The organism is Burkholderia sp. AU45274 (genome assembly GCF_030482505.1).
Classification (GTDB): Bacteria; Pseudomonadota; Gammaproteobacteria; order Burkholderiales; family Burkholderiaceae; genus Burkholderia.
Genome location: NZ_JAUJQE010000001.1, coordinates 36,678 through 62,784, shown reverse-complemented (window position 1 = coordinate 62,784; position 26,107 = coordinate 36,678). Strand labels below are relative to the sequence as shown.

Below are 26,107 nucleotides of genomic sequence, written 5' to 3'. Positions count from 1 at the left end.
GATCGCCGTCGAGCGTGCGTTTACGCCTGAAAAAGCGGGGCAATCGTCTGATGAAAATCCACCATGCCCGTGACGATTGCCCCGCGTGGTCTTGCTGCGCGGCTCCGCGCTGTCTCGCTACACCGTGCCCGGCAACGCGCTCGACACGAGCACGGCCGCGACCATCAGCACGCCGCCGAGTACGACCGCCTCGATCCGCAGCACTGTGCCGAATCGTTTCAGCGAACCAGCCGGCATCGAGGCGGCCGGATCCTTCAACGCAGCCAGCAACGTTGGCATCCCGAAGAAGCGGTTGTGTCCGCCGAGCGCCGCCGCGATCAGCACGAGCGCGAGCTTCAGCAGCAGGATCTGCCCGTACGTCGATGCGAGCAGATTGGCGGGCGTATCGACGCCGCGCCAGCCGTTGTACGCACCGGTCGCGAACAGCACGATCAACGCGTAAGTCGATGCATCGGACAGCGACTGCACGAACGATGCGCCGGTCGTGCGTTCGCTTGCGGGCATCGTGGCAAGCCTCGGCATCACGCTGAATGCCGTCACGAGCACGAGCCCGACCCATGCGCTGATCGCCAGCAGATGCAGCCAGTCGATCCACACCGGCACGCTGAACAATCCGGCATCCACCGGATGTCCGCCGTTGCTGCGTGCGAGCGCGACGCAGGCCAGCGCGGCCCACATCGCAAACGGCCAGCGCGACGCGTTCGCGTGCCGGACGAACGACAGCACCACGACAACGAGCATGAACACCGCGCCGGCCAGCCACGCATGACCGAACCCGGTGCCCGCGAGCATCGCGCAGACGGCCGGCCCCGTTTCGAGCAACGACACCTCGCTCATCAGCGCGCAGTGCGCCCAGAACGCGGTGACGCTTGCGAGCAGCGAGATGACGGACGCGATGCGCAGCGTCGCGACGAGCCGCCGCACGATGCCGTGCTGCCACGCCGACGCGCCGCGCGCGAGCCAGTGGCGGCCGAGCAGCGCGCCGACGACGACGGCGAACCCGGCGTTCTGGATCGCCACCGATACCAGCCGCAGGAGACCGATGAAACCGTCGTTCACCCCTTCACCCTGAACGTATAGGTGCCTTTCGTGCGATGCGCGTCGGCCGTCATCGCCACCCACTGCACCGTGTACGCGCCGGGCGCGAGCTTCGGCATCGCGACGGTCATCACGCGCGGGTTCGCCGCATCGACCTTCGCCTTGTCCTGCGTGACGGCGTTGCCGTTCGCATCCGATACCTTCACCGAGCTGAACGCCGGTTCGAGGTCTTCATTGAAGGTGAGCCGCACCGTGTCGGGCGCGGTGTCGACCGTGCTGCCTGTCGCCGGTGCCGCGCTTTCCAGCTTGCCGTGCGCGGATGCCGCGATCGGTGCGGCGGCGAGCATCGCACCGGTCGCGACGATCGCGGCCAGCCGCGTGAGGGTCGTGATCTTCATGTGCACGCTCCGCGTCACGGCTTCTTCAGTTCGACGACGGTCAGCGCGCCGTCCACGTCTTCCGCGACGAAGTCGATCTTGTCGCCCGCTTTCACCTGCGACAGCATCGCCGGGTCCTTCACCTTGAACACCATCGTCATCGCGTCCATCCCGAGGTTTTCGAGCGGGCCGTGCTTGATCGTCAGCTTGCCGGCGGCCGTGTCGACCTTGCGGATTTCGCCGTGCGACATGCGCTGCGCCGCCGCGGCCTCCTGCTTCGCACCGCCGCTCATGTCCATGCCGGCCATGTCGCCGGCCGCGTACGATGCGCCGGAAAACACCAGTGCACACCCCATTGCCATCGAAACCAGTCCCTTCTTCATCGTGTCGACTCCCAGTGAATGAAACGAAACCGGCGGCCGCATGCACGCAGCCGCCGCATGCTGCTGCTCAACCGTCCGGCAGTTCGCCGGTGTACTCGTATGCGACGGTGCCCTTCGGATGTTTGAACCAGCCCGGATCGCGATAGTCGTGGCGGCCGAGCCCCTGCCGCACCTTGCAGACCGTGAACATGCCGCCCATCTCCAGCGGCCCGAACGGGCCCGTGCCCGTCATCATCGGCAGCGTGTTGTCGGGCAGCGGCATCTCCATGCCGCCCATCGCGCCGCCGGTGCTGCCCATCGCCATGTAGTCGGGCACGAGCTTGCCGATGCGCTGCGCGAGATCCTTCTGCGGCACACCGATCAGGTTCGGCACCTGGTGGCCCATCGCATTCATCGTGTGATGCGACTTGTGGCAATGGAATGCCCAGTCGCCCGGGCGATCGGCGGTGAACTCGATCGCGCGCATCTGGCCCACCGCGACATCGGCCGTCACTTCCGGCCAGCGCGCGGCCGGCGGAATCCAGCCGCCATCGGTGCCCGCGACTTCGAAGCTGTAGCCGTGCAGGTGGATCGGATGGTTCGTCATCGTCAGGTTGCCGAAGCGAATCCGCACGCGGTCGCCCGCGCGCACCGGCAGCGGATCGATGCCCGGGAACACGCGCGAGTTGAAGGTCCACATGTTGAAGTCGGTCATCTCGTTCACGCGCGGCGTGTAGCTGCCCGGATCGATGTCGTACGCGGCGAGCAGGAACACGAAATCGCGATCGACCGGCATCGTGCCGCGATCCTTCGGGTGCACGATGAACATGCCCATCATCCCCATCGCCATCTGCACCATCTCGTCGGCGTGCGGGTGGTACATGAACGTGCCGTGCGCTTCGAGCTGGAACTCGTAGACGAAGGTCTTGCCGGGCGGGATATGCGGCTGCGTGAGGCCGCCGACGCCGTCCATCCCGTTCGGCAGCCTCAGCCCGTGCCAGTGGATCGTCGTGTGCTCGGGCAACCGGTTGGTCACGAAGATGCGTACCTTGTCGCCTTCGACGGCCTCGATCGTCGGGCCCGGCGACTGGCCGTTGTAGCCCCACAGGTTCGCGTTCATGCCGGGCGCCATCTCGCGCACGACGGGCTCGGCCGTCAGGTGGAATTCCTTCCAGCCGTTCTTCATCCGCCACGGCAGCGTCCAGCCGTTCAGCGTCGCGACGGGCGTGTACGGGCGGCCGTTCGGCGGCACGAGCGGCGGCTGTGTGGCCGTTTTCGCCATCGTGGGCGCTTCGGGCAGCGACGCGGCGCCGGCCTTGCTGACCATCGCGGCGCCCAGCAGCGCGGCGCCCGAGCCGCTGAGAAATTGTCGACGGGACACCATGTCAATGACCTTCCGGATGCGGTTGTGTCGCGGGCGCCGGTTGCGCCGCGGATGAAGAAGCCGGCTGCGGCGCAGCGTCGGCGTGTGAAGGGGATGCGGGTTCGACGGATTGCGTCGCGCGCGGCGTGGCACCGTCGGTCGGCAGCCGGCCTCCGACGGCCATCTGCAGATCGGTTTCGGCGAGCCAGTAATCCTTCAGCGCATCGATGTAGCCGTTGACCGCGCCGACCTGCTCGCGCGCATCGGTCAGCAACTCGAACACACTCGCGAGCATCCCGTTGTAGCGCAGCAGGAGTTCGTCGGAGATCGTCTTGCGCAACGGCACGACTTCGTCGCGATAGTGGGTCGCGACGTCGTAGCTCGTCACGTACGCCGCATACGATTCGCGCACGTCGGAGCGCGCGTCGATGGCCGCTTTAGCGAGCCGGTTCGCCGATTGCATGTACACGGCCTCGGCGCGCGCGACCTTCGCGCCGCCCCAGTCGAACAGCGGAATCTCGACGCTGATCTCGTAGCCGTGCTCGTGCCCCTTGCCGGTCTCGTAGTTGTTCACGTAGCCGAGGTCGACCGCATTGACGAAGCGCGTCGCCTTGCTCAGGCCGAGCGACGACGCGACGCCCTGCGTCTGCAGCTTCGCGGCCTGGATGTCGAGGCGGTTGCTCATCGCGAACCGCTCGAGATCGGGCAGGTTCGGCCGCGCTTTCGGCAGGTCGGGCAAGCGCTCGGGCAATGCGTACCGTGTGCGTTCGCCCCACAGGCCCATCGCGCGCGTAAGCTTCTCGCGCGCGGCGACGGCCTGCTGGCGCGCCTTCGCGTGCTGCGCAACCGCATCGGCATGGAACGCCTGCTCGCGCGCGTAATCGAGGCGGCTGAAGTTGCCGGCCTGCCGCATGCGCTGCGCGAGTTCGGCGGCCGCGCTCGCGGCATCGCGCACCTGTTGCGCATAGTTCGCGGCCTGCTCGGCCGCGACGGCCTCGACGTACGCACGGCGTGCGTCGGCTGCGACCTTCAGCATCGCGTCGGCCGTTTCGAGCTTGGTCTGCTCGAAGCGGCGGCGTTCGATGTTCGTCGCGAGCGGCATCGTCAGCAGCGCGAACACGTTCGCCGAGAACGTGCGGCCGAGCGTCAGCTCGCCGTCGCCGGCACGGGTGCGGCTGAACGCGAATCGCGGATTCGGCAACCGGCCGGCCTGGACGAGATCGGCTTCCGACAATCCCAGTTCCGCATATGACGCCTGCAGGCCACGGTTGTTCAGCAGCGCGACCTGCACCGCGTCGTCCATCGACAGCGGCTTCGCAAGCAGCTCCTTCGTGCGCTTGTCGACGGCTTCGCGGTCGGCGTCGGTCCTGACCACGACCGCGTCTTTCCCGATGCGTTCCGACGCGGCGGACGACACCGCGTCGAAGCCACCGTCCTTCGAAAACGTCGTGCAGCCGGCAAGGAAGGCCAGCACGGCCGCCGCCGCGGCGATCCTCGGCGATATCGCAAGCATCGTCATTGCGCACTGCCTCCGTGCTTCGAATGCGCGGCGCCGCTTCCGGCCGCGTCGCCCGTCGCACGGCCCTTCGCGGGCCGTTCCATCACGTCGCGGTTCAGTTGCTTCCAGCCGGGGCCCTCATAGTCCCGATACGGCCGGTAGCCGTCGAATACGGATGTCACGGTGATATCCGGCACGGCCACGGTGGCATCCGCTGGATCAGGCAGTGGGGTTTGCGCTGGCGCGAGCGACGGCACGAGGGCCGCCACGCTCAACAGCGCCGCAGTAATGAATCGCATGAATGGGTCTCGTCATGAGTCGTCCGGCGGTCGTGATGCGGATGCCGGAACGGATTGCAGAGCGCGGCAGGTCGAAGCCGCAGGCGGGGTCTAGACGAGATGCCCGCGTGGCGGCCTGTCGATGCCGCCGGTCAGGAACGACACGACGACCGGCGTCGGAGCGAAGGAAGCGAGCGCGATACCGATACCCGACGCATCGGACATCGCGGGAAGATCCGCGATGCCAGCGCCGAGGCAGCAGGACCCGCATGCGGAACATGGCTGTGCATGTCGCGCATGATCGCCGTGCGCGTGCTCGTCTTTATGCTGGCCAGCAAGCGCGCTCGGCATCGCACGCGGCGCGACCGCGTCATCGGCGCTTGCCCCGTCCTCCGCGTGCGTCATTGCCGCGACCGCCCCCGCGCACGCCATCGACACAGCCGCGAACGACTGGATCGGCAGGCTCAGCGCCAGCAGCACGACGACGAGGAATTTGCGCCAGTACGACATGGATGCGAAATCACGCAGGCAACGACCGGATGGGCCGGCGCAGCGCCGCGACGGCGCGCTCCGGGGACACGACGGCCGCAGCTTATCGCCGCCGCGGTGACGACGACATGGCCGAAACATGACCGGCATTTCATGACAATTCCGTCATCCGGCGGTCACCCTTCGCGCACGCACGGCGCCGTAAGCTCACGCGTTACACTGACCGGCTGGAATCACGGATGAACCACGGATGAACCACGGACAGCCTGCCTCACCATGCGAATACTGATAGTCGAAGACGAACCCAAGATGGCGTCGTACCTCCGCAAGGGGCTGATGGAGGCGAGCTACACGGTCGACGTCGCGGAAAACGGCAAGGACGGGCTGTTCCTCGCGCTGCACGAGGATTTCGATCTCGTCGTGCTCGACGTGATGCTGCCGGAAATGGATGGCTTCGAGGTGCTCAAGCGGTTGCGCGCGCAGAAGCAGACGCCCGTGCTGCTGCTCACGGCGCGCGAGGCGATCGAGGACAAGGTCGCCGGGCTCGAGCTGGGCGCCGACGACTATCTGCTCAAGCCGTTCGCGTATGCCGAGTTCCTCGCGCGCATCCGCTCGCTGCTGCGGCGCGCGCCGCGCAACGTGCGCGACATCCTGCAGGTCGCCGATCTCGAAGTCGACCTGATCCGCCGCCGCGTGCGGCGCGCCGACACCCGCATCGACCTGACCGCGCAGGAATTCGCGCTGCTGCAGTTGCTCGCCGAACGCGAGGGGGAAGTGCTGACGCGCACCTTCATCACGTCGCAGATCTGGGACATGAATTTCGACAGCGACACGAACGTCGTCGATGCGGCGATCAAGCGCCTGCGCGCGAAGATCGACAACGCCTACGAGAAGAAGCTGATCCACACGATCCGCGGGATGGGCTACGTGCTCGAGGATCGCGCGTGACGCGCCGCCCTGGCTCGTATTCGCTGCTGCGGCGCCTGACGCTCGCGTTCGCCGTCGTCGCCGCGCTCGTGTTCGCGCTGACCGGCGCGTACCTGTATCGCTCGCTGTCCGCCGAGCTGACGCGGCGCGACGACATCGAGATTTCCGGCAAGCTCAACCAGTTCCTGCAACTGGCGCACGCGAGCGGATCGATCGCCGCGCTGCGCGCCGATCCGGCCGTGTTTCACGAGGTGCTGCTGTCGCACCCGGGCGTGTATCTCGGCATCTACGATGCGCAGAACCGCGCGCTCGTCGAGCATTCCGACGAAGCCGGCAATACGCTCGCGTCGGTGATCGCGGCCCCGCATCCGGCCAGTCGAGCCGGCGGGCCGTTCACCTGTTCGCCGTCCGGCATCGGCACGTCGCGTTGCGTGTACGCACGCGAAACGCTGCCGTCCGGCGACGCGATCCAGGTCGCGCTCGCGCGCACGGCGACCGATCGCCAGTCGCTGCTCGAAAGCTATCGCGTCGACATCTGGCTCGCGGCGGCCGTGGGCGCGCTGCTGGTCGGCGCGCTCGGCTATGCGGTTGCGTCGCGCGGCCTGCGCCCGGTCGAGAGCTTGGGCCGGCAGACGTCGCGCATCGAGGCCCACAACCTGAACGCACGGCTCGACGCGCGCGGCGGCCCGGTCGAGCTGCGTGAACTCGCGACGTCGGTCAACCGGATGCTCGACCGCCTCGAACGCGCGTTCGTGCGGCTGTCGCAGTTCTCGTCCGATCTCGCGCACGACATGCGCACGCCGCTCGCCAACGTGATCAGCGCGTCGCAGGTCACGCTGTCGCGCGCGCGCACGACCGAGGAATACGAAGCGTTGATCGATTCGAACATCGAGGAATGCGAACGGTTGCAGCGGATGATCGAGAACATGCTGTTTCTCGCGCGCACCGATAACGCCCGGCAGCACCTGAAGACCACCGAGCTCGATGCAGGCAGAGAACTGCGCCGGCTCGCGTCGTATTTCCAGGCGCTGGCCGACGAAGCCGGCGTGCGGATCGACGTGCACGGCGAAGCGCCGGTCGTCGCCGATGCGACGCTATTTCGGCGCGCCGTCAGCAATCTCGCATCGAACGCACTCGAACATGCGGAAGCCGCATCGACGATCGAGCTCGCTGTGTCGGCACAAGGCCGCTACGCGGTCGTCGAAGTCACGAATCGCGGCGCCGCGATTCCGCCCGAACAGGTCGACAAGATCTTCGAGCGCTTCTACCGGATCGATTCGTCGCGGCACGGCGCGGCGCGCAACGCGGGGCTCGGGCTCGCGATCGTGAAATCGATCATGGAGCTGCATCGCGGCAAGGTCGAGGTCGCGAGCCGCGACGGACGCACGACGTTCGCGCTTTATTTTCCGCGGGGCACGGATAGCTAGACCGTTCGCCGCCTTCCGGCTAGCGATCCTGAACGGCCGCAAATGACGCGCGAATGCAGACGAGCAACACGATGGTCACCGCGCTGAACACGGCCCCGGCGTAGAACGTGGCTGCTGCACCCACCCGGTCCCACAGGATGCCCGCGACGACGCTCGACACGAGCGTCACCACGCCGCTGAGCAGGTTGAACACACCGAACGCCGTGCCTCTCAATGCGGACGGCGCGGCATGCGCGATCATCGTCGCGAGCAACCCCTGCGTCATCCCCATATGGAGCCCCCACAACGCGACGCCGACGAGTACGGTTCCCCAATGCGCGCCGTGTGCGAGCACGATATCGGCGGCGATCAGCAGGACGAGCCCGGCCACCATCAGCGTCTTGTGGCTCGTCGTGTCGGCGAGCTTGCCGAACGGGTAGGCCGACAATGCGTACACGACGTTCATCGCCACCATCACGAGCGGCACGAATGCGACGGGTACGCCGCTGCCCATCGCGCGCAGCACCAGGAACGCTTCGCTGAAGCGGGCCAGCGCGAACACGGCGCCGACGGCGACGACCCACCAGTAGCGCGCGCCGAGCTGCGCGACGACATCGCGTCGGATCGGGTTGACGCGCGGCTCGCCCGGCGCACGCGCCGGCTCGTCGATGCCGAACGCGAGCAGCGCCACGGCCAGCACGCCGGGAATCACGGCCAGCCAGAATGCAAGGCGGAAATCGTCGTGCCACCCCAGCATGATGAGGACGGCAAGAAGCGGCCCGAGGAACGCGCCCACCGTGTCGAGCGACTGTCGCAGCCCGTAGGCGGCGCCGCGCAGGTGGACGGGGGTGACGTCGGCCACCAGCGCATCGCGCGGCGCCCCACGAATCCCCTTGCCGATCCGGTCGACGATCCGTGCCGTCACGACGACGCCGATCGTCGGCGCGATCGCGAACAGCGGCTTGCTGAGCGCGCCGAGCCCGTATCCGGCCACCGCCAGCCATTTGCGATTGCGCAGGTAGTCGCTCAGCGTGCCGGAGAACACCTTGACGACCGGCGACGTCGCCTCGGCGATCCCCTCGATGACGCCGATCGCGGTCGCGCTCGCGCCGAGCCCCGCCATCAGGAACATCGGCAACAGGCTGTGGATGATTTCCGACGACACGTCCATCAGCAGGCTGACGCAGCCCAGCAACCAGACACTGCGAGGAATCTGGCGAAGAACGCCGGTCGACGGTTCGGTCTGCATGGGTCGCTCGCGGTTCAGGAATCCCGACACGGGATGCCGGTGATACTACTGCAGTCCGGTGACACGACACACATGCCGGCCCGCGCTATTCCCCCGTCTCGCGCCGGATCTTCGCATCGCGGCGATGGCGGTCGTTCAGTATCTGGTGCCGACGATGATCGGTCAGTTTCTTCCAGTCACGTGCCTCGTCGCGCGTCCTCAAGCAGCCCGTGCAGAATCCGGTGCGGCCATCGAACGCGCACAGCTCGATACACGGCGATTTCACGGCCACGGTCAGGCTGCCTTTGCCGACGTCATCACTTCGACGGTCACGTGCGACACGCCGTCGAAGCCTTCGACCAGTGCATGGTAGAAGCGCGCGTCGCGCGCCGCATCGACGGTCTCGACCGACACGATCGCGCTCATGTGGCCGGGGCCGACCCGCCACACGTGAAGATCGTTGACCTTGTCGCCGAACGCCTCGATCGCGTGACGCACGCGCTCCGCCAGCTTGCGATCGACATTGACGTCGAGCAGGATGCCGCCCGTATCGCGCATCAGCCCGTACGACCAGTTCGCGATGACGAGCGCGCCGACGATGCCCGCGACGGGGTCCATCCAGACCCAGCCGAAGGCGCGCGCGAGCAGCAACCCGATAATGGCCAGCACCGACACCGCGGCATCGGCGATCACGTGAATGTAGGCCGACCGGATGTTGTGATCGCGGGCCGCGGCAGCGTGCGCGCCTTCATGATGATCGTGTTCGACGAACGTCAGCGCGTGCTCGTGGCCGTTGAGCGTCACGATCGCCTCGAACGCATGGGGCTCGGGAATCGTCTCCCGCGACTCCAGGAAGCCGTTCCGCGCCACCATCGTGAAATGCTGTCGCGACTGGTCGGGACGGACGGTCGTGATCGATGCAGACACCCCGTCGACGCTCGATCCGCCGGTGGCAGGCGCGATCCGGAACACCGGCGGCACACCGTCCTCGAACACCGATACGTCGAACACGCCGGTTGTCGAGAACACCCGCATGGCTTCGTCCGCGTGATCGTCGTGCGCGTGCCCATGGCCGTGGCCGTGTCCATGCCCGTGATGGTGGCCGTGATCGTGCCCGTGATGCCCGCCGCTCAGCAGCCACACGCTCGCCAGGTTGACCGCAAGACCGAGCACCGCGATCGGAATCGCCTCGCCGAAATGGATCGGGACCGGCGCCAGCAACCGCGCAACCGCCTCGTAGCCGATCAGGATCGCGATCATCGCGAGCACGATCGCGCTCGTGAACCCGGCCAGGTCGCCCAGCTTGCCGGTGCCGAACACGAAGCGCGGATCGTCGGCATGCCTGCGCGCATAGGTATAGGCCAGCGCGGCGATCAGCATCGCGCCTGCGTGCGTCGACATGTGCAGCCCGTCGGCGACGAGCGCCAGCGACCCGAACAGCGTGCCGCCGACGATCTCGACCATCATCATCGCCGCGCACAGGCCGATCACCATCCATGTCCGCCGCTCGTTCTGCTTGTGCGCGGCGCCAAGGAAGATATGGTCGTGCCCCGCGCCGAACGCGTCATTCGTGAAATTGCTCATGCTCCACCCCGATCACTTGAAATAGCTGTGCACCACGTCGATCAGCTGCTCGGTCGCGCTGCCTTCGTGCTCGTCCGGCCCATGTGCATCGACCATGTGCTCGCGAATGTGGTCTTCCAGCACGACGGCCAGCAGCCCGTTCATCGCGCCGCGACAGCTCGTGATCAATTGCAGCACCTCGTTGCAGCCGCGCTCGTCACCGAGCGCGCGCTCGATCGCCTCGACCTGGCCCTTGATGCGGCGCACGCGGTTCAGCAGCTTCTGTTTTTCACGAACGGTATGACTCATCGATGACGGACTCCTGCATAGGGAGGGGGAGTATATCTCCGGAAGGCTGCCCCTATAGGGGAGAGGGGTATATTTTTTGAGATGAAGGCTTGTCGAAAGCAATCCGCTCGACTAGACTGCCCTTCGTCTTTGGGGAGTAGCCTGCTTTCCATCCCCGGAAAGCGAACGCGTCAACACACTCGGCCTGCGGCCGTGGCGCGTTCAGCCTGATTGGCCTGGCGAGACCATGGGCGCATCGCGTCGTTCCTGGTCGGACGTCGGCGGATGCGCCATGGTTTGTCAGCGTCCGACCACGGAGTCCCCATGTTCCCCACCGCCCTCTCCCCGCGTTTCGCCGCCGTCCGCGCGCATGCCTGCGGAGGTGCCGCATGACTTTCATGTTTGTCGAACTGGCGTTCATGCTGGTCGTCATCCTCATCGCCGCCGAGGTCTTCACCAATGCGCTCGAACATCTCGGCGAACGCCTGAAGATTTCCGAAGGCGTCACCGGTTCGCTGTTCGCGGCCGTCGGCACCGCGCTGCCCGAAACGATGGTGCCGCTGCTCGCGCTCGCGGGCGGCACGGCGAATCAGGCCGTGAACGAGGAGATCGGCGTCGGCGCGATTCTCGGCGCGCCGCTGATGCTCGCGACGCTCACCACCTTCCTGATGACGCTCGCCGTGATCCGCTCGCGCGGGCTGCGCGGCACGATCGCGCCCGAACGCACCGGCTTCGTGCGCGACATGAACTACTTCCTCGCCGCGTTCTCGCTGGCCACCGCCGCGATGTTCGTCCCGCATCACAACGGGGCCGTGCGCGCGCTGCTCGCGGCGATGCTGGTCGGCATCTACGTGATGTATGTCGTGATGACGTTCCGCGCGTCGAGCCAGCTCGTCGATGCCGGGCACGGCACCGAGGCGCCGCACACGATGTTCCTGTCGCGCCTCGGTGTGCCGACCAACCTCGCGACGATCGCGCTGCAACTGCTCCTCGGCGTCGCGCTGCTGGTCGGCGGGGCGAAGGGCTTCATTCACGGCGTGGAAGGCGTGTCGCACGTGCTGGGCGTATCGGCGCTGCTGCTGTCGCTGATCATCGTGCCGATCGCGACGGAACTGCCGGAGAAGGTCAACAGCGTGCTGTGGATCCGCCGCAGGAAGGACACGCTCGCGTTCGGCAACATCACCGGCGCGATGGTGTTCCAGGGCACGCTGCTGCCGGCGATCGGCATCATGCTGACGCCGTGGGAGCCGCGCCCCGAAGTGCTGACCGGCGTGATCATCACGCTCGCGGCGGCGGCGTGGCTGCGCGTCAATGCGCGCACGCGCGGGCTCGCGATCTGGGCGTTGCTCGCGAACGGCGCGGGGTATGCGGGGTATCTGTTCCTGACGCTGGCGCGCTGATCCTGCTCAACGGACTCAACGGACGCGCCGGGCACGATCCCGCTGCCCGGCGCGAACGAAGCATCGTCGCGCCGCCGGCCCGCAAGCGATTCAGATGCGCGTCTGGTTCACACGCTGCGCCAGTTGCTCGGCGCTTTCCTTGCGCTCGCTGTAGCGGTCCGTCAGGTACGCACCGACGTCGCGCGTCAGCAGCGTGAATTTGACCAGTTCCTCCATGACGTCGACGACCCGGTCGAAATACGCGGACGGCTTCATCCGGTCGTCGTCGCCGAATTCCATGAACGCCTTCGCGACGGACGACTGGTTCGGGATGGTCAGCATGCGCATCCAGCGTCCGAGCACGCGCATCTGGTTGACCGCGTTGAACGACTGCGATCCGCCGCTGACCTGCATGACCGCCAGCGTCTTGCCTTGCGTCGGCCGCACCGCGCCGACCGACAGCGGAATCCAGTCGATCTGCGCTTTCATCACGCCGGTCATCGCGCCGTGCCGCTCGGGGGAGCACCACACCATGCCCTCCGACCATTGCACGAGCTCGCGCAACTCGGCCACCTTCGGGTGGTCGTCGGGCGCATCGTCAGGCAGCGGCAAGCCGGCCGGATTGAAGATCCTGGCTTCGGCGCCCATCGCCGGCAGCAACCGCGCCGCCTCCTCGACCAGCAACCGGCTGAACGAGCGCGTGCGCAATGACCCGTAGAGCAACACGATTCGAGGCGGATGCGTCGACGGCCGCACGGGCTGCAGCCGGCTCGCGTCCGGCACGCGAAAGAGCGTGGCATCGAGTTGCGGCAAATCGTTCAGTCGGTCAGACACGCTTGCCCTCCGCATCGATCACGATTTCGCCGTCTTCCTTCGCAAACGGCCCCTTCTGCGGATCGGGCAGGATGTCGAGCACCTGCTCGGACGGACGGCACAGCCGCGTGCCGAGCGGCGTGACGACGATCGGGCGATTGATCAGGATCGGGTGAGCGACCATGAAGCCGATCAGGTCATCGTCGCTCCACTTCGGATTGTCGAGGTCGAGCGCTTCATACGGTGTCCCCTTGCGCCGCAGCACGTCGCGCACGGGCACGCCCATCGCCGCGATCAGCGCACGCAGCTCCGCCTGGCTCGGCGGCGCTTCGAGGTAAAGCACGACGCGCGGCTCGACGCCGGCGTTGCGAATCATCGCCAGCGTGTTGCGCGACGTGCCGCAATCGGGGTTGTGATAGATCGTGATGTCGGTCATTTCCGGATTCCTGAATGGTTTCACGCGCACTCGTACCAGCGCTTCGAACGGTTGACGACGCGCACGACGAGCAGCATCACCGGCACTTCGATGAGCACGCCGACGACGGTCGCGAGCGCGGCGCCCGAGTGGAAGCCGAACAGGCTGATCGCGGCGGCCACGGCCAGCTCGAAGAAATTGGACGCACCGATCAACGCCGACGGACACGCGATGCTGTGTTTCTCGCCGACGAGACGATTGAGCCCATAGGCGAGCGCTGCGTTGAAGAACACCTGGATCAGGATCGGCACCGCGAGCAGCGCGATCACCAGCGGCTGCTTCAGGATCGCCTCGCCCTGGAACGCGAACAGCAGCACCAGCGTGGCCAGCAGCGCGGCGATGGACCACGGGCCGATCTTCGCCATCGCGCGGTCGAACGCCGCCGGCCCCTTCGCGAGCAGCAGCCTGCGCCACACTTGCGCGAGCATCACCGGGATGACGATGTAGAGCACGACCGACGTGAGCAGCGTCGCCCACGGCACCGTGATCGCGGACATCCCCAGCAACAGGCCCACCAGCGGCGCGAACGCGATCACCATGATGCTGTCGTTCAGCGCGACCTGCGACAGCGTGAACAGCGGATCGCCGCCCGTCAGCCGGCTCCACACGAACACCATCGCCGTGCACGGCGCGGCGGCCAGCAGGATCAGGCCGGCGATATAGCTGTCGATCTGGTCGGCGGGCAGCATCGGCGCGAACAGCTGCCGGACGAACAGCCAGCCGAGCAGCGCCATCGAAAACGGCTTGACGAGCCAGTTCACGACGAGCGTGACGCCGATCCCCCGCGCATGCTGCCGAACCTCATGCAACGCGCCGAAATCGACCTTGACCAGCATCGGCACGATCATCACCCAGATCAGCAGCCCGACGGGCAGGTTGACCTGCGCGTATTCCATGCGGCCGATGTGCTGAAAGAGCCCGGGCAGCGCCTGGCCCAGCGCGATGCCGAGCACGATGCACAGCGCCACCCACACGCTCAGGTAGCGCTCGAAGAAGCCGATGGCGGGCGGGGCCGCCACGGCTTGCGGTTGTGCAACGTCCGAGCCGGTCATGCATCGCCTCCGCAGCAATCGGGCGCCGTCGGCACGCCGCAGGCCGCGCCGGCGCAGCAGTTCTCGGTCAGGAACCCGATGAGCCCGCTCATCGATTCGAAATTCGCCGCGTAATAGATGAACCGGCCGTCCTGGCGCGCGGTGACCAGGTCGGCATGCGACAGATCCTTCAGATGAAACGACAGGCTCGATGGCGACAGCCCGATCTGCTGGGCGATCGCACCAGCCGACAGCCCTTCGGGCCCGGCCACGACCAGCGCGCGAAAGATGGCCAGGCGCGCTTCATGAGCAAGCGCGCCCAGGGCGCGCACGACGAGATTGGAGTCCATGGCGCGAAGGATAGCGCCATCATTTCGATATTTCAAGAATTGTTGAAATGATGGTGCGGATCCCGTGCTTGGCCGCTCCCCCGCCCTTCGCGCACTGTCAAACCCGGCCGCACTCGCGGCTTCCGGCCCGACACGCACGGCACCGGTGCAGCCGCCCGCCTCACGGACGGGCGACGCACCGGCATGCGCTCAGGTCAGGACGCCTTCACCAGCTTGACGATCGTCAGCGTGCCGTCGACCTTCTCGATCCGCACCTTGACCTTGTCGCCCGCATGGGCGTGCTCGAGCATCGCCGTGTCCTTCGCCTTGAACGCCATCGTCATCGGTGGCATCCCGACGTTCTCGAGTGCGCCGTGCTTCAGCGTGATCTTGCCGGTCGCGGCATCGACCTTCTTCACTTCGGCGTCGGTCAGCGCGGCATTCGACTCGGCCATGCCGCCCGACGACATCTTCATGCCGGACATGTCCATGCCGGCCATGTCGCCGGCTGCAAAGGCGGGGGTGACGAGCGTGCCGACAGCAAGTACGGCGGCAGCAGCAACGGTGACGGTAATCAACTTCTTCATCGGGATTCTCCGGTTGGGATGGATGGCACGTTCGTGCCGTGCAGAACTGCTTCGGAATGCCACGCATGGCCCGCGCTTCGCGCACGACGGCGCTGCAGCAGGAGCCAGGCGGCGGGAATGACGAACATCGACAGCAGCGGCGCGGTGACCATGCCGCCGACCATCGGCGCGGCGATGCGCTGCATGACTTCGGAACCGGCACCGTGCCCGACCATGATCGGCACGAGGCCGGCGAGCACGACGGCCACCGTCATCGCCTTGGGCCGCACGCGCAGCACCGCGCCTTCGCGGATCGCGTCGAGCAGCAGCGCATCGTTGAGTGGTTCGCCGGCGTCGAGCCGGCGCTGCAGCGCGCCCTTCAGGTACAGCAGCATCACGACGCCGAATTCGGCGGCCACGCCCGCGAGCGCGATGAAGCCCACCGACGTCGCGACCGACACCGCGTGGCCGAGCGCCCACACGAGCCAGAAGCCGCCGACCAGCGCGAACGGCACCGTCGACATCAGCAGCAGCGCATCGGCCGCCGAGCCGAACGTGAGGAACAGCAGCACGAAGATCACCACGAGCGTCACCGGCACGACGGTGCGCAGCTTGGCCGCCGCGCGTTCGAGATACTCGAACTGCCCCGACCACGCGATCGAATAGCCGGGCGGCAACGCGACCTGCCGCGCGACGGCCTGCTGCATCGTGCGGACGGCGGTGCTCAGGTCGACGCCGCGGAGATCGACGTACACGTAGCCGGACAGTCGCGCGTTCTCGCTGCGGATCATCGGCGGGCCATCGGCGATCGCGATGCGTGCGACGTCGCCCAGGCGGATCTGCGCGCCGCGCGCGGTGACGACCGGAAGCTGCCGCAGGTTCTCGACCGAATCGCGCACCTCGCGCGGGTAGCGGAGGTTGATCGGAAAGCGCTCGCGCCCCGCGATCACTTCGCCGACATCGTCGCCGCCGACCGCCGTCGACACGACCGACTGGATGTCGGCCACCGACAGCCCGTAGCGCGCGGCCGCGAGCCGGTCGATGTCGACGTCGATATAGCGGCCGCCGTTCAGCCGTTCCGCGAGCGCGGACGTCACGCCCGGCACGGGCTTCACGGCGGCCTCGACCTGCTTCGCGATCGCGTCGATCCCGGCCAGGTCGGGCCCGGCAATCTTCACGCCGACCGGCGTCTTGATCCCGGTGGACAGCATGTCGAGCCGGTTGCGGATCGGCGGCACCCACACGTTCGACAGCCCCGGCACCTTCACCGTGCGATCGAGTTCGTCGACGAGCTTCTCCGGCGTCATGCCGGGCCGCCAGGCGCTGCGCGGCTTGAAGCGGATCGTCGTCTCGAACATCTCGAGCGGCGCGGGATCGGTCGCGGTATCGGCGCGGCCCGATTTGCCGAACACCGTGTCGACCTCGGGCACGGTCTTGATCAGCCGGTCGGTCTGCTGCAACAGCTCGCTCGCCTTGTCGGCGGAGATGCCGGGCAGCGCGGTCGGCATGTACAGCAGGTCGCCTTCGTCGAGCGGCGGCATGAATTCGCCGCCGAGCCGCGACAGCGGCACGGCCGTCAGCACGAGCGCGACGACCGCGATGCCGATCCCGACCCACGGGCGCCTGAGCGTCGCTTCGAGCAGCGGCCGGTACGCGCGAATCAGCACGCGGTTGATCGGGTTCGCGTGCTCGTGCGGAATGCGGCCGCGCACGAGATAGCCCATCAGCACCGGCACCAGCGTCACCGACAGGCCGGCGGCGGCGGCGATCGTGTAGGTCTTCGTGAACGCGAGCGGCGCGAACAGCTTGCCCTCCTGCCCTTCCAGCGAAAACACCGGGATGAACGACAGCGTGATGATCAGCAGCGAGAAGAACAGCGCGGGCCCGACCTCCGCGGCCGACGTCGCGACGAGTTCCCAGCGTCGCGCGGCCGTGATCGGCTCGCCGGGATGCGCGTGGTCGTACGCTTCGAGATGCTTGTGCGCGTTCTCGATCATCACGATCGCCGCGTCGATCATCGCGCCGATCGCGATCGCGATCCCGCCGAGCGACATCAGGTTCGCGTTCACGCCCTGGTAGCGCATCACGATGAACGCGGCCAGCACGCCGAGCGGCAGCGACAGGATCGCGACGAACGCGCTGCGCAGGTGGAACAGGAACACCGCGCAGACGATGCCGACGATCACGAACTCCTCGATCAGCTTGTGCTTCAGGTTGCCCACCGCGCGCGCGATCAGCTGCGAGCGATCGTAGGTCGTGACGATCTCGACGCCGGGCGGCAGCGAACGCTTCAGGTCGGCGAGCTTCGCCTTGACCGCATCGATCGTGGTCAGCGCGTTCTTGCCCGAGCGCATCACGACGACGCCGCCCGTCACCTCACCCTGCCCGTTCAGCTCCGCGATCCCGCGCCGCATCGCCGGGCCGACCTGGATGCGCGCGACGTCGCCGAGCAGCACCGGCGTGCCGGCGTCGTTCGTGCGCAGCACCACGTGCCGGAAATCGTCGAGCGTGCGCAGGTAGCCGGTCGAGCGCACCATGTACTCCGACTCGGCCAGCTCGACGACCGAACCGCCGGACGCCTGGTTCGCGCTGCCGAGTGCGCTCGCGACTTCCGCCTGCGTGATGCCGTATGCGCGCAGCTTGTCGGGATCGAGCACGGCCTGGTACTGCTGCACCATGCCGCCGATGCTCGCGACTTCCGACACATCGGGCACCGCCTTCAGCTCGAACTTCAGGAACCAGTCGTTGAGCGCGCGCAGTTGCCCGAGATCGTGACGGCCGGTGCGATCGACGAGCGCGTACTCGACCACCCAGCCGACACCGGTCGCATCCGGCCCGAGCGACACCGTCGCGCCGGCAGGCAGACGGCTCTGCACCTGGCTCAGGTATTCGAGCACACGCGAACGCGCCCAGTACGGATCGGTGCGGTCGTCGAACAGCACGTAGACGAACGCGTCGCCGAACGACGAATACGCGCGGACGGTTTTCGCGCCGGGCACGCCGAGCAGCGTGGTCGTCAATGGATAGGTCACCTGATCCTCGACGATCTGCGGCGCCTTGCCCGGATATGACGCCTTCACGATCACCTGCGTGTCCGACAGGTCGGGCAATGCATCGAGCGGCGTCTGCCGCAGCGAATGAACACCCCATGCGGCAATCAACACGGTGGCGAGCAGCACGAGGAAGCGGTTGTGGACGGACCAGCGAATGACGTGCGCGATCATCATTCGCCTCCCTGCGGTTCGACCTTCGTCAGCCGGTAACCGTCGTCGCCCTGCGTGAACGCGAAGCGCACCGTCTGACCCGGCTTCACGTCCGGGAACGCGGTGGCCGACGGCTTGCCGAACGCCATCGTCATCGCGCCCCAGCCGAGCGCCGGAACGGGCTGATGCGAGAACGTGATGTCGTCGGCCGTGACCTGTTCGACCTTGCCGGTGGTTTCGTAGACCGGTGTCGCCGCTTTCGGCGTCGACGCGGGCATCGCCGCTGCCCCGCTCGCGCCGGTGCCGCTTTCCAGCCGCGGCAACACGCTTTTCAGGCTCGCCTCGGAATCGATCAGGAACTGCCCCGATGCGACGACCGTGTCGCCTTCGTTCAGCCCGCCGAGCACTTCGGTGTCGCTGCCGACGTCGTTACCCACCGTCACCGTCACGGGCTGCAGCCGGCCGTCGCGATTCTTCACGATGACGATCGAGCGCTTGCCGGTCGCGATCACCGCTTCGGACGGCACGAGCAGGCGCGACACGGTCTGCCGCGCGGCGACCCGCACGCGCATCAGCATGCCGGGCGTGAGCTTCAGCGCCGCGTTGTCGATCTCCACGCGCGCCTGCAGCGTGCGGCTGCTCGTGCTGATGCCGGGCAGCACTTCGCGGATGCGTCCGGTGAAATGCTGTGTTGGGTCGCCCGCGAAGGTCGCATCGACCGCCATCCCCGGCTGCACGGTCAGCGCAAGCGCTTCCGGCACCTCGACGATGAGCCACAGCGTCGACAGCCCGGCGATCTTCGCGAGCGTCTGGCCGGGCGCGACCATCGCGCCGTCCCGCACGTTCAGCTCGCTGACGACGCCGGTTTCCGGCGCGGTCAGCACGACATGCGTCTGCACGCGGCCGGTGCGATCGAGGCGCGCGATCATGCCGTCGGGAATCGACAGCGCCCGCATCCGTGCACGCGATGCATCGAGCAGGCTGGCGTCCATCCCGCCGCGCTTGAGCGCGAGGTATTCCTCCTGCGGCGCGAGCCAGTCGGGCACGAACAGCGATGCGACCGGTGCGCCTTTCGCGATGCGCTGCATCGGTGCGCGCGCATGGAGACGGTCGATGTAGCCGGTCACGCGCGACTGGACGACGTCCGCGCGCGATTCGTCGAACTGCGTGGTGCCCACCGCATCGAATCCGGCCGCCGTCTGTTGCCGGCGCACGGTCGCATAGCGGATGCCGAGGTTCTGCTGCAGGCCCGGATCGATCCGGATGCCGGACGCGCCGCCGCCTTCGTCCGCGTAGACGGGTTGCAGTTGCATGTCCATGAAGGGCGACTTGCCCGGTTTGTCGAAATGCTGGTTCGGCACCATCGGGTCGTGCCAGTAGAGCACCTTTCGGCCGCTCGTCGAACCGGGCTTGCCGGTCGAGGCCGACGCGGCGGCATCAGTCGCGGCGCTTGACGCATGGCGTGCGCCCACGAAATAACCCGTGCCGAGCAGCGCGGCACCGGCGAACGCCAGCACGGCCGCGCGGGCCCATGTTTGCTTCGTCATGTCGTTCTCCTTTATTGCGCGGCGGCCAGCGTCGACGGCACGACCTGGTATTCGAGCTGCGCCCAGGTCTGCGACACCTCGCGCCGGAGATCGAGCACCTGCAATTGCGCATCCAGTTGCGCGCGGCGCGCGGCGAACGTATCGGCGAGCGAGCCAGTGCCGGCACGGTAGGCCGCGTTCGCCAGTTGCACGCGCTGGTCGGCGGCGGGCAGCAATGCGTCGCCGAGATTCGCGATGCGCGCACGACCGCTCGCGAGCGTCGCGGACTGCGTGCGGATATCGGCCTGCACCTGGCGCAGCGTGTCCTCGTACATCAGGCGCGCCTTCGTCGCGAGCGCGGCCTTTTCGGCGACGTCGCGGTTCTGGCGGTTCTTGCGATTGAGCGGCAGCGGAATCGTCACGCCGACGGACACCATGTTCGAATACGCGCCGCCACGCTGCTGGTACGCGACTTCCCACGTCCAGTTCGGGCTGCGTTCGCTGTTCGCGACGGCCGTATCGGCCTCGGCCACCGCGATATCGTCGGCGGCGGTGATCAGCGCCGGCTGCGACAGCCGCAACTCGTCCGGCGGCAGCGACGACACGAACGATTCCGGCGCGGGCGGCGCGCCCGCAACGTCGTCGACCGGCACGGCGGTCCAGCGCGACAGCGCGATGAGCGCGGTCTGGTAGACCTGCCGCGCTTTCAGCAGTTGATCCTGCGTCTGCGCGAGCATGGCCCGCGCCTGGACGACATCGGCCGCACTCGCCTTCGCGCCGCGATACGACGCCTTCGTCGCTTCAAGCTCATGGTTCATGTGATCGAGCAGCGCCTGCTGCAGCGCGAGCGCCTGCTTCACGTAGACGGCGTTCAGCCAGGCCGTCGCGGTTTGCTGGCGCACGCTCGCGAGCTGCGCGAGATAGCCGGCGCGCTCGCGCCCGACCTGCTCGTTGGCGAGCGCCGAGCGCAGGCGCCGCTTGTCGCCGGACACCCACTCCTGCTCGATGCCGATGCGGCGCATCGTCATGAAGTCCTGGCCGACGGTGAAGCGCTGGCCGCCGTTGACCGGCAGGTTGTCGATGCCGGCCTTGAGCATCGGGTCGGGCAGCTGGCCGGCCTTCACGGCCGCCTCCGCGCTCGCGCGCACCGACGCTTGCGCGGCTTGCATCGAAGCGGAATGATCGGTGGCGGACTGCAGCGCGGCGTCCAGCGTGACGGGCGATGGCTGCGCGTGAACGGCGCCCGCCACCAGCAGCGCCGCCCAAAGCATGGGCGCGCGCCGACGTGCACACCGCGCAAGCGGCATGCCGGGATGGAATGACATGGTTGAACCCCAACGGCGGAACCCCATAGGGATTCCACGTCCTGATACAGGACGAACCTCACCGCGAATGCGGCGAACCTATCGGATCGGGATCAGCTGATGCGTGGAGGGCGCCACAATCCGTTCGGATCGCGGACCGGGAGGATTTGCGCGTAGTGGAACGCGACGGTGCTGGCGAATGCCGCGGGACGACTGACTTCGGCGCGCGCGGCCGGATGATAGAGACTGCCGAACTGGCATTGCGCCGTCAGCTTGCAGGCCGTGCCCTTCGCTTTCGCGTGGGCCTTGCCGGCGGACGACGACTGCATCGAATCGCAGCCCGGCATGTCGGCGGACATGCCGGCGTCCATGTCCATCGACATCGACATGCCCTGCTGCATCATCGGACATTCCCCGGCCAGGCCGCTGGCTGCCAGCCCGCTGATGGGCAGCACCGCGCAAAGCAGCAGCAGGATGAGCGTCCGGAGGAATTTCATGGCGGGGATTATAGCGCGGGGTTTTGCTGTGTGGCGGCGCGTCGATGAAGCGTAACGACGTGCCGACTCCGCGACCGCCGTCGCCTGCTACCGCGCGAGCCCGTCGGCCTCCAGCACCGCCTGCACCGCCGGCCGCGCCCGCACCCGCTCGTGCCACGCACGCAGATGCGCATAGCGGGTCAGGTCGATATCCGCGTGGTACACCGACCGCAGCCATTCCGCCTTGCCCCAGCCGGTCAGCGCGAACAGGTATGCATCGGCGAGCGTGAACGAGTCGCCCATCAAGAACGTATTGCCGTCGAGCTGGCGATCGATCCAGGCAAAGCGGCTGTCGAGCTTCGTTTTCGCCGGATCGACGTATTTCCCCGCCTGCACCGCATACAGCAGCGGGATGAAGCCCTTGTGGATTTCCGCCGTGAGAAAGTTCAGCCACTCCATCAGCCGATAGCGCGCGAGCGTGCCGTAGGCGGGCGCAAGCGCCGCCTGCGGACACAGATCCGCGAGATACTGCGCGATCACCGGCCCTTCGCGCAACCGCGTGCCGTCGTCGAGCTCGAGCAGCGGCACGTAGCCGAGTTCGGCCACATCGTAGTAATTGCGCCCGTCTTCAATGACATGCTTGCGCGCGTCGACCTTGATGACTTCCGCGTCGATGCCGCCTTCGCGCAGCACGATGCAGATCGCCTGCGAACAGCTTCCGGGAGCGTGATAGAGCTTCATGCGTGTCCTTCGTGGGTTGTCCATGTATCGATTCGCCGCGACGCGGGCGCTAATATCTCGCATCGGCGCAGGGCTGAGAAGACGGCAGTCGTTTGTGCCGTAGTCACAAAAAATTTACCGACCAGGATTCGCCACGATGAAAACGAGTGCGACCGGATGTTCCGTTGAAGAAGCGATGCGCCTGCTCGGCGGCCGCTGGCGGCTGCTGCTGGTGTCGTATCTGCTCGACGGGCCGCGACGCTTCAGCGACCTGCGGCGCGACATGCCGGGCATCTCCCAGCGCATGCTGACGCTCGACCTGCGCGCGCTCGAAGACGCCGGGCTCGTGCGGCGGACCGTCTATCCGGAAGTGCCGGTGCGGGTCGAGTACGATCTGACCGCCGACGGCGACCGGCTGCGGCCCGTCGTCGAAGTCATGCGCGAATTCGGCCTGTGGCTGAAGGCGCGCGATGCCGATGCGTCGTGCGATATCGGCGTCGCGCCCGATGCGGCCGCCGCGATCGAAACAGCACACCACTCCACCCGATAACCCCGACTCCCATACGCAGGAACCCACACTCATGGAACTTCACGCCACCATCGGCGCGGCGACGTCCGATCTCGACGACGACGAAAGCTTCGCCAACATCTACTGTCACGACGCCGAGCAGGACTATTGCTTCGCGCTGTCGCGCTTTCCGGACGACGCGCTGATCGAAGTGATGGTGCGCGACCAGGTCAACGCGCGCGTCAAGGATCTGTCGGTGCGCCTGACGGACGACACGATCGACGTCGAGATCGAACCCGCGCTCGCCGCGCGGCTCGACGGCCAGACGCGCTACGTGATCCATCTCGCGCCCGGCCAATACGACCCGGTCACGCTGCGCGCCGCGCTGAAGGAGATCTTCGTCGGCAAGAACGGCTTTCAGGACGACAGCACGCGCGGCTAGGCAGTCGCCAGCCGGTTCTTCCTCGACTTTCGCTCTTACGCCTGCTCATGACGCGCTCCCTGCTTCCCCGTCTTGCCGCGACCGCGCTGCTGCTCGCCGCGTGCGTATCGCTTGCGCCTGCCGCGCAAACAGCCAAGCCGCTGCTCACGTTCAGGGTCGACGACACCGTCACGGCTCGCGTCGAGCGCGCGGACAGCGCGCACATCATCGTGCGCTTCCTGCCGAGCGGCAAGACGCAAACGCTCGACGTGATCGCCGCCGACGAGGAAGGTCACTATCACCTCTCGTCGGACGACTACAACTTCGACGGCCACCGCGATCTCGCCATGCACGCGACGCTCGGCATGGTCAACGACAACTACGGCATCTACCTGTACGACGCCGCGCGCCAGCAGTTCGAGCCGCTGCGCATGCCGGCGAGCAATATGCGGCATGGCAACTGCGACGACCTGGTCAACGTGGTCGCGAAGCCGAAGGAACGCACGCTGTACAGCTCCTGCCGCGGCGGCCCGATCTGGTACACCGATGCGTACCGCTACGATGCGCGCGGCAAGCTGTATCTGTACCAGTCCAGCGAAGCGATTCCCGACGACCTGCGCGACCTGATCGATGCGGATTCCGGCCCGTCGTCGATGCTGCTGACCTACGACGCGCAAGGCAAGCGCGTATCGCGCCGCCCGGACGCGTACGGCGGCGGCACCGTCACGTTCAAGGTGCGCCCGGCGCGCCTGCCGCTGCACGATACGATGAACAATGCGCCCACGCGCCGCTACGTCGTCGCGGGCGACACGGTCGAGCTGATCGACGCGAGCGCCGATTTCCAGTGGCTGAAGGTGCGGTATCGCAACCCGCAAGCGGGCGCGGTGCAGGGCTGGGTCAGCGCGAAGGAAGCGACGGCCAACTGATGTACGCGGCGGCGTGATCACCGCTCATTCCCACATATTGAGCGCGTCACGTCCCATTAATAGGGATGCCTGTCCAAATGTTGACGTGCTTCCCGCCACGGCTCTAACGTTCGCCCCAACGCCATTCGATTCGGCCGCCCCGTTCGCGGGCGACGGCCGGGCACCGAACACAGGAGACAACCGTGGCCCATTCCGCGTCGCGCACCCACGCCCACCCGCCGGAACAACCGCCCGCGCGCGCCGGCATCGCATCCGATCCCGCCGCTCGTTCGGCCGCGGCACCCACCACGCCACCGAGCCGCAAGCGGCTGCTGATCCTCGCGTTGCTGTTCGTCACCGTCGTGATCAACTATCTCGACCGCAGCAACCTGTCGATCGCCGCGCCCGCGCTGTTCAAGGAGCTGAACATCGATCCGGTGCGCGCGGGCCTCGTGTTCTCCGCGTTCGGCTGGACCTACGCGCTGATGCAGGTTCCGGGCGGCTGGCTCGTCGACAAGGTATCGCCGCGCGTGCTGTATGCCGGTGCGCTCGCGCTATGGTCGGCCGCGACGCTGCTGCTCGGTTTCGCGGGCTCGTTCGTCGGGTTGATCGTGCTGCGCCTCGCGGTCGGTGCGCTCGAAGCGCCTGCCTATCCCATCAACAACCGCGTGGTGACGACCTGGTTCCCGACCCGCGAACGCGCAAGCGCGATCGGCGGCTACACGTCGGGCCAGTTCGTCGGCCTCGCGTTCCTCACGCCGGTGCTCGCGTGGCTGCAGGTGCATCTCGGCTGGCACATGGTGTTCGTCGCAACCGGCCTCGCGGGCATCGTGTGGGCCGCGATCTGGTATGCGGTGTATCGCGAGCCGCACGCGTTTCGTGGCGTCAACGCGGCCGAGATCGCGCTGATCCGCGACGGCGGCGGGCTCGTTGATCTCGAGGACCGCGTCGCGGCACGCACCGAACGCGCGCCGTCGACGTGGCGCGACCTCGGCGTCGTGCTCGGCCGGCGCAAGCTGTGGGGCATCTATCTCGGCCAGTTCGCGCTGAACTCGACGCTGTGGTTCTTCCTCACGTGGTTCCCGACCTACCTCGTCAAGTATCGCGGAATGGACTTCATTAAATCGGGCTTCCTCGCGTCGCTGCCGTTCCTCGCCGCGTTCGTCGGCGTGCTGTGCTCGGGCGTGCTGTCGGACTGGCTGATGCGCCGCGGCGCATCGCAGGGCTTCGCGCGCAAGCTGCCGATCATCTCGGGGCTGCTGATCTCGACCTGCATCATCGGCGCGAACTACGTGACGTCGACCGGCTGGGTCATCGCGTTCATGACGATCGCGTTCTTCGGCAACGGCTTCGCGTCGATCACGTGGTCGCTCGTGTCGGGGCTCGCGCCCGCGCGGCTGCTCGGCCTCACGGGCGGCGTGTTCAACCTGATCGGCAACCTGTCCGCGATCGCGACACCGATCGTGATCGGGCTGCTCGTGGACGGCGCCGACTTCTCGCGGGCGATCACCTACATCGCCGCGATGGCGCTCGCCGGCAGCCTGTCGTACGGGCTGCTCGTTGGCAAGGTCGAGCGCATCGACGCGTAAACGTCACGAGGGCGGCACGCACGTGCCGCCCGGTCTTACCGCTAC

Annotated in this window: 28 protein-coding genes and 1 riboswitch; of the genes, 7 read left to right on the top strand and 21 right to left on the bottom strand. The window is 67.3% G+C overall.

Annotated elements, in window-relative coordinates:
• Window positions 1-117: 117 nt before the first annotated feature.
• The 7 genes from QZM35_RS00315 to QZM35_RS00285 form a co-directional block, all read right to left on the bottom strand.
• Window positions 118-1,059 carry a CopD family protein gene (locus QZM35_RS00315; RefSeq protein ID WP_301775168.1) on the bottom strand — a complete coding sequence of 314 codons (942 nt, stop codon included), beginning with the start codon at window positions 1,057-1,059 and terminating at the stop codon, window positions 118-120.
• Window positions 1,056-1,436 carry a copper homeostasis periplasmic binding protein CopC gene (gene copC, locus QZM35_RS00310; protein ID WP_089428408.1) on the bottom strand — a complete coding sequence of 127 codons (381 nt, stop codon included), beginning with the start codon at window positions 1,434-1,436 and terminating at the stop codon, window positions 1,056-1,058. Before copC ends, QZM35_RS00315 begins: the two co-directional genes overlap by 4 nt.
• Before the next feature lie 14 nt (window positions 1,437-1,450).
• The gene (locus QZM35_RS00305; protein WP_089428409.1) at window positions 1,451-1,798 is read right to left on the bottom strand and encodes a copper-binding protein; all 348 of its coding nucleotides are present in this window, start codon (window positions 1,796-1,798) and stop codon (window positions 1,451-1,453) included.
• A gap of 67 nt (window positions 1,799-1,865) precedes the next feature.
• Entirely contained in the window at window positions 1,866-3,161 is a 1,296-nt protein-coding gene (locus tag QZM35_RS00300) for a multicopper oxidase family protein (protein WP_089474068.1), read from the bottom strand.
• A 1-nt stretch (window position 3,162) separates the two neighbouring features.
• Entirely contained in the window at window positions 3,163-4,659 is a 1,497-nt protein-coding gene (locus QZM35_RS00295; RefSeq protein ID WP_089432081.1) for a TolC family protein, read from the bottom strand.
• Window positions 4,656-4,937: a hypothetical protein gene (locus QZM35_RS00290; protein WP_301775167.1), complete on the bottom strand. Its 282-nt coding sequence runs from the start codon at window positions 4,935-4,937 to the stop codon at window positions 4,656-4,658. Before QZM35_RS00290 ends, QZM35_RS00295 begins: the two co-directional genes overlap by 4 nt.
• A 90-nt stretch (window positions 4,938-5,027) precedes the next feature.
• The gene (locus QZM35_RS00285) at window positions 5,028-5,555 is read right to left on the bottom strand and encodes a hypothetical protein (RefSeq protein WP_301775166.1); all 528 of its coding nucleotides are present in this window, start codon (window positions 5,553-5,555) and stop codon (window positions 5,028-5,030) included.
• Between the two features lie 126 nt (window positions 5,556-5,681).
• Between QZM35_RS00285 and QZM35_RS00280 the strand changes: the two genes are divergently transcribed.
• Window positions 5,682-6,353 carry a heavy metal response regulator transcription factor gene (locus QZM35_RS00280; RefSeq protein WP_174975099.1) on the top strand — a complete coding sequence of 224 codons (672 nt, stop codon included), beginning with the start codon at window positions 5,682-5,684 and terminating at the stop codon, window positions 6,351-6,353.
• The gene (locus QZM35_RS00275) at window positions 6,350-7,759 is read left to right on the top strand and encodes a heavy metal sensor histidine kinase (RefSeq protein WP_301775165.1); all 1,410 of its coding nucleotides are present in this window, start codon (window positions 6,350-6,352) and stop codon (window positions 7,757-7,759) included. Before QZM35_RS00280 ends, QZM35_RS00275 begins: the two co-directional genes overlap by 4 nt.
• 19 nt (window positions 7,760-7,778) lie before the next feature.
• Here the strand turns inward: QZM35_RS00275 and QZM35_RS00270 are convergent, their stop codons facing one another.
• The 4 genes from QZM35_RS00270 to QZM35_RS00255 all read right to left on the bottom strand — a co-directional run bounded on the left by QZM35_RS00270 (window position 7,779) and on the right by QZM35_RS00255 (window position 10,838).
• Window positions 7,779-8,987, bottom strand: coding sequence for an MFS transporter (locus tag QZM35_RS00270; protein ID WP_301775164.1), 1,209 nt, complete (start codon window positions 8,985-8,987; stop codon window positions 7,779-7,781).
• Window positions 8,988-9,072: 85 nt separating this feature from the next.
• Window positions 9,073-9,258, bottom strand: a complete 186-nt coding sequence (locus QZM35_RS00265; protein ID WP_301775163.1) for a DUF1289 domain-containing protein — start codon at window positions 9,256-9,258, stop codon at window positions 9,073-9,075.
• A 2-nt stretch (window positions 9,259-9,260) separates the two neighbouring features.
• Window positions 9,261-10,550, bottom strand: a complete 1,290-nt coding sequence (gene dmeF / locus QZM35_RS00260) for a CDF family Co(II)/Ni(II) efflux transporter DmeF (RefSeq protein WP_301775162.1) — start codon at window positions 10,548-10,550, stop codon at window positions 9,261-9,263.
• Window positions 10,551-10,562: 12 nt separating this feature from the next.
• A complete protein-coding gene (locus tag QZM35_RS00255) occupies window positions 10,563-10,838 on the bottom strand; it encodes a metal/formaldehyde-sensitive transcriptional repressor (protein ID WP_089428418.1) in 276 nt (91 codons plus the stop codon).
• Between the two features lie 119 nt (window positions 10,839-10,957).
• A riboswitch (yybP-ykoY riboswitch) is annotated at window positions 10,958-11,132 on the top strand.
• A gap of 74 nt (window positions 11,133-11,206) precedes the next feature.
• On the opposite strand from QZM35_RS00255, the gene QZM35_RS00250 reads away from it, so the two are divergent.
• Window positions 11,207-12,217, top strand: a complete 1,011-nt coding sequence (locus QZM35_RS00250; RefSeq protein WP_089428419.1) for a sodium:calcium antiporter — start codon at window positions 11,207-11,209, stop codon at window positions 12,215-12,217.
• Between the two features lie 90 nt (window positions 12,218-12,307).
• Here the strand turns inward: QZM35_RS00250 and arsH are convergent, their stop codons facing one another.
• From arsH to QZM35_RS00200, 10 genes are all read right to left on the bottom strand, one after another.
• Window positions 12,308-13,030 (bottom strand): arsenical resistance protein ArsH, encoded by a 723-nt coding sequence (arsH, locus tag QZM35_RS00245; RefSeq protein ID WP_301775161.1) that lies wholly within the window; start codon window positions 13,028-13,030, stop codon window positions 12,308-12,310.
• Window positions 13,023-13,445, bottom strand: a complete 423-nt coding sequence (gene arsC / locus QZM35_RS00240; RefSeq protein WP_089432072.1) for an arsenate reductase (glutaredoxin) — start codon at window positions 13,443-13,445, stop codon at window positions 13,023-13,025. The genes arsH and arsC overlap by 8 nt, the downstream gene beginning before the upstream one ends.
• A 20-nt stretch (window positions 13,446-13,465) precedes the next feature.
• Window positions 13,466-14,536 carry an ACR3 family arsenite efflux transporter gene (gene arsB / locus QZM35_RS00235; RefSeq protein ID WP_301775160.1) on the bottom strand — a complete coding sequence of 357 codons (1,071 nt, stop codon included), beginning with the start codon at window positions 14,534-14,536 and terminating at the stop codon, window positions 13,466-13,468.
• Complete coding sequence (locus tag QZM35_RS00230; protein ID WP_089428423.1) at window positions 14,533-14,865, bottom strand: helix-turn-helix transcriptional regulator; 333 nt, start codon at window positions 14,863-14,865, stop codon at window positions 14,533-14,535. The genes arsB and QZM35_RS00230 overlap by 4 nt, the downstream gene beginning before the upstream one ends.
• 194 nt (window positions 14,866-15,059) lie before the next feature.
• Window positions 15,060-15,431 (bottom strand): copper-binding protein, encoded by a 372-nt coding sequence (locus QZM35_RS00225; protein WP_301775159.1) that lies wholly within the window; start codon window positions 15,429-15,431, stop codon window positions 15,060-15,062.
• Window positions 15,428-18,634 carry an efflux RND transporter permease subunit gene (locus tag QZM35_RS00220; RefSeq protein ID WP_301775158.1) on the bottom strand — a complete coding sequence of 1,069 codons (3,207 nt, stop codon included), beginning with the start codon at window positions 18,632-18,634 and terminating at the stop codon, window positions 15,428-15,430. Before QZM35_RS00220 ends, QZM35_RS00225 begins: the two co-directional genes overlap by 4 nt.
• Entirely contained in the window at window positions 18,634-20,160 is a 1,527-nt protein-coding gene (locus QZM35_RS00215; protein WP_301775157.1) for an efflux RND transporter periplasmic adaptor subunit, read from the bottom strand. Before QZM35_RS00215 ends, QZM35_RS00220 begins: the two co-directional genes overlap by 1 nt.
• Window positions 20,161-20,171: 11 nt before the next feature.
• A complete protein-coding gene (locus QZM35_RS00210; protein WP_301775156.1) occupies window positions 20,172-21,464 on the bottom strand; it encodes a TolC family protein in 1,293 nt (430 codons plus the stop codon).
• 92 nt (window positions 21,465-21,556) lie between these two features.
• Window positions 21,557-21,940, bottom strand: coding sequence for a hypothetical protein (locus QZM35_RS00205; protein ID WP_089474048.1), 384 nt, complete (start codon window positions 21,938-21,940; stop codon window positions 21,557-21,559).
• Between the two features lie 87 nt (window positions 21,941-22,027).
• A complete protein-coding gene (locus QZM35_RS00200) occupies window positions 22,028-22,660 on the bottom strand; it encodes a glutathione binding-like protein (RefSeq protein ID WP_301775155.1) in 633 nt (210 codons plus the stop codon).
• Window positions 22,661-22,796: 136 nt separating this feature from the next.
• Here QZM35_RS00200 and QZM35_RS00195 point away from each other — a divergent pair, with 136 nt between their 5' ends.
• The 4 genes from QZM35_RS00195 (at window position 22,797) to QZM35_RS00180 (ending at window position 26,062) form a co-directional block, all read left to right on the top strand.
• Window positions 22,797-23,189 carry a helix-turn-helix domain-containing protein gene (locus tag QZM35_RS00195; RefSeq protein WP_089428429.1) on the top strand — a complete coding sequence of 131 codons (393 nt, stop codon included), beginning with the start codon at window positions 22,797-22,799 and terminating at the stop codon, window positions 23,187-23,189.
• A 31-nt stretch (window positions 23,190-23,220) separates the two neighbouring features.
• Complete coding sequence (locus QZM35_RS00190; RefSeq protein ID WP_089428430.1) at window positions 23,221-23,589, top strand: hypothetical protein; 369 nt, start codon at window positions 23,221-23,223, stop codon at window positions 23,587-23,589.
• 47 nt (window positions 23,590-23,636) lie between these two features.
• Window positions 23,637-24,494: a hypothetical protein gene (locus tag QZM35_RS00185; RefSeq protein ID WP_301775154.1), complete on the top strand. Its 858-nt coding sequence runs from the start codon at window positions 23,637-23,639 to the stop codon at window positions 24,492-24,494.
• Between the two features lie 182 nt (window positions 24,495-24,676).
• Entirely contained in the window at window positions 24,677-26,062 is a 1,386-nt protein-coding gene (locus tag QZM35_RS00180; protein WP_301775153.1) for an MFS transporter, read from the top strand.
• Window positions 26,063-26,107 lie beyond the last annotated feature (45 nt).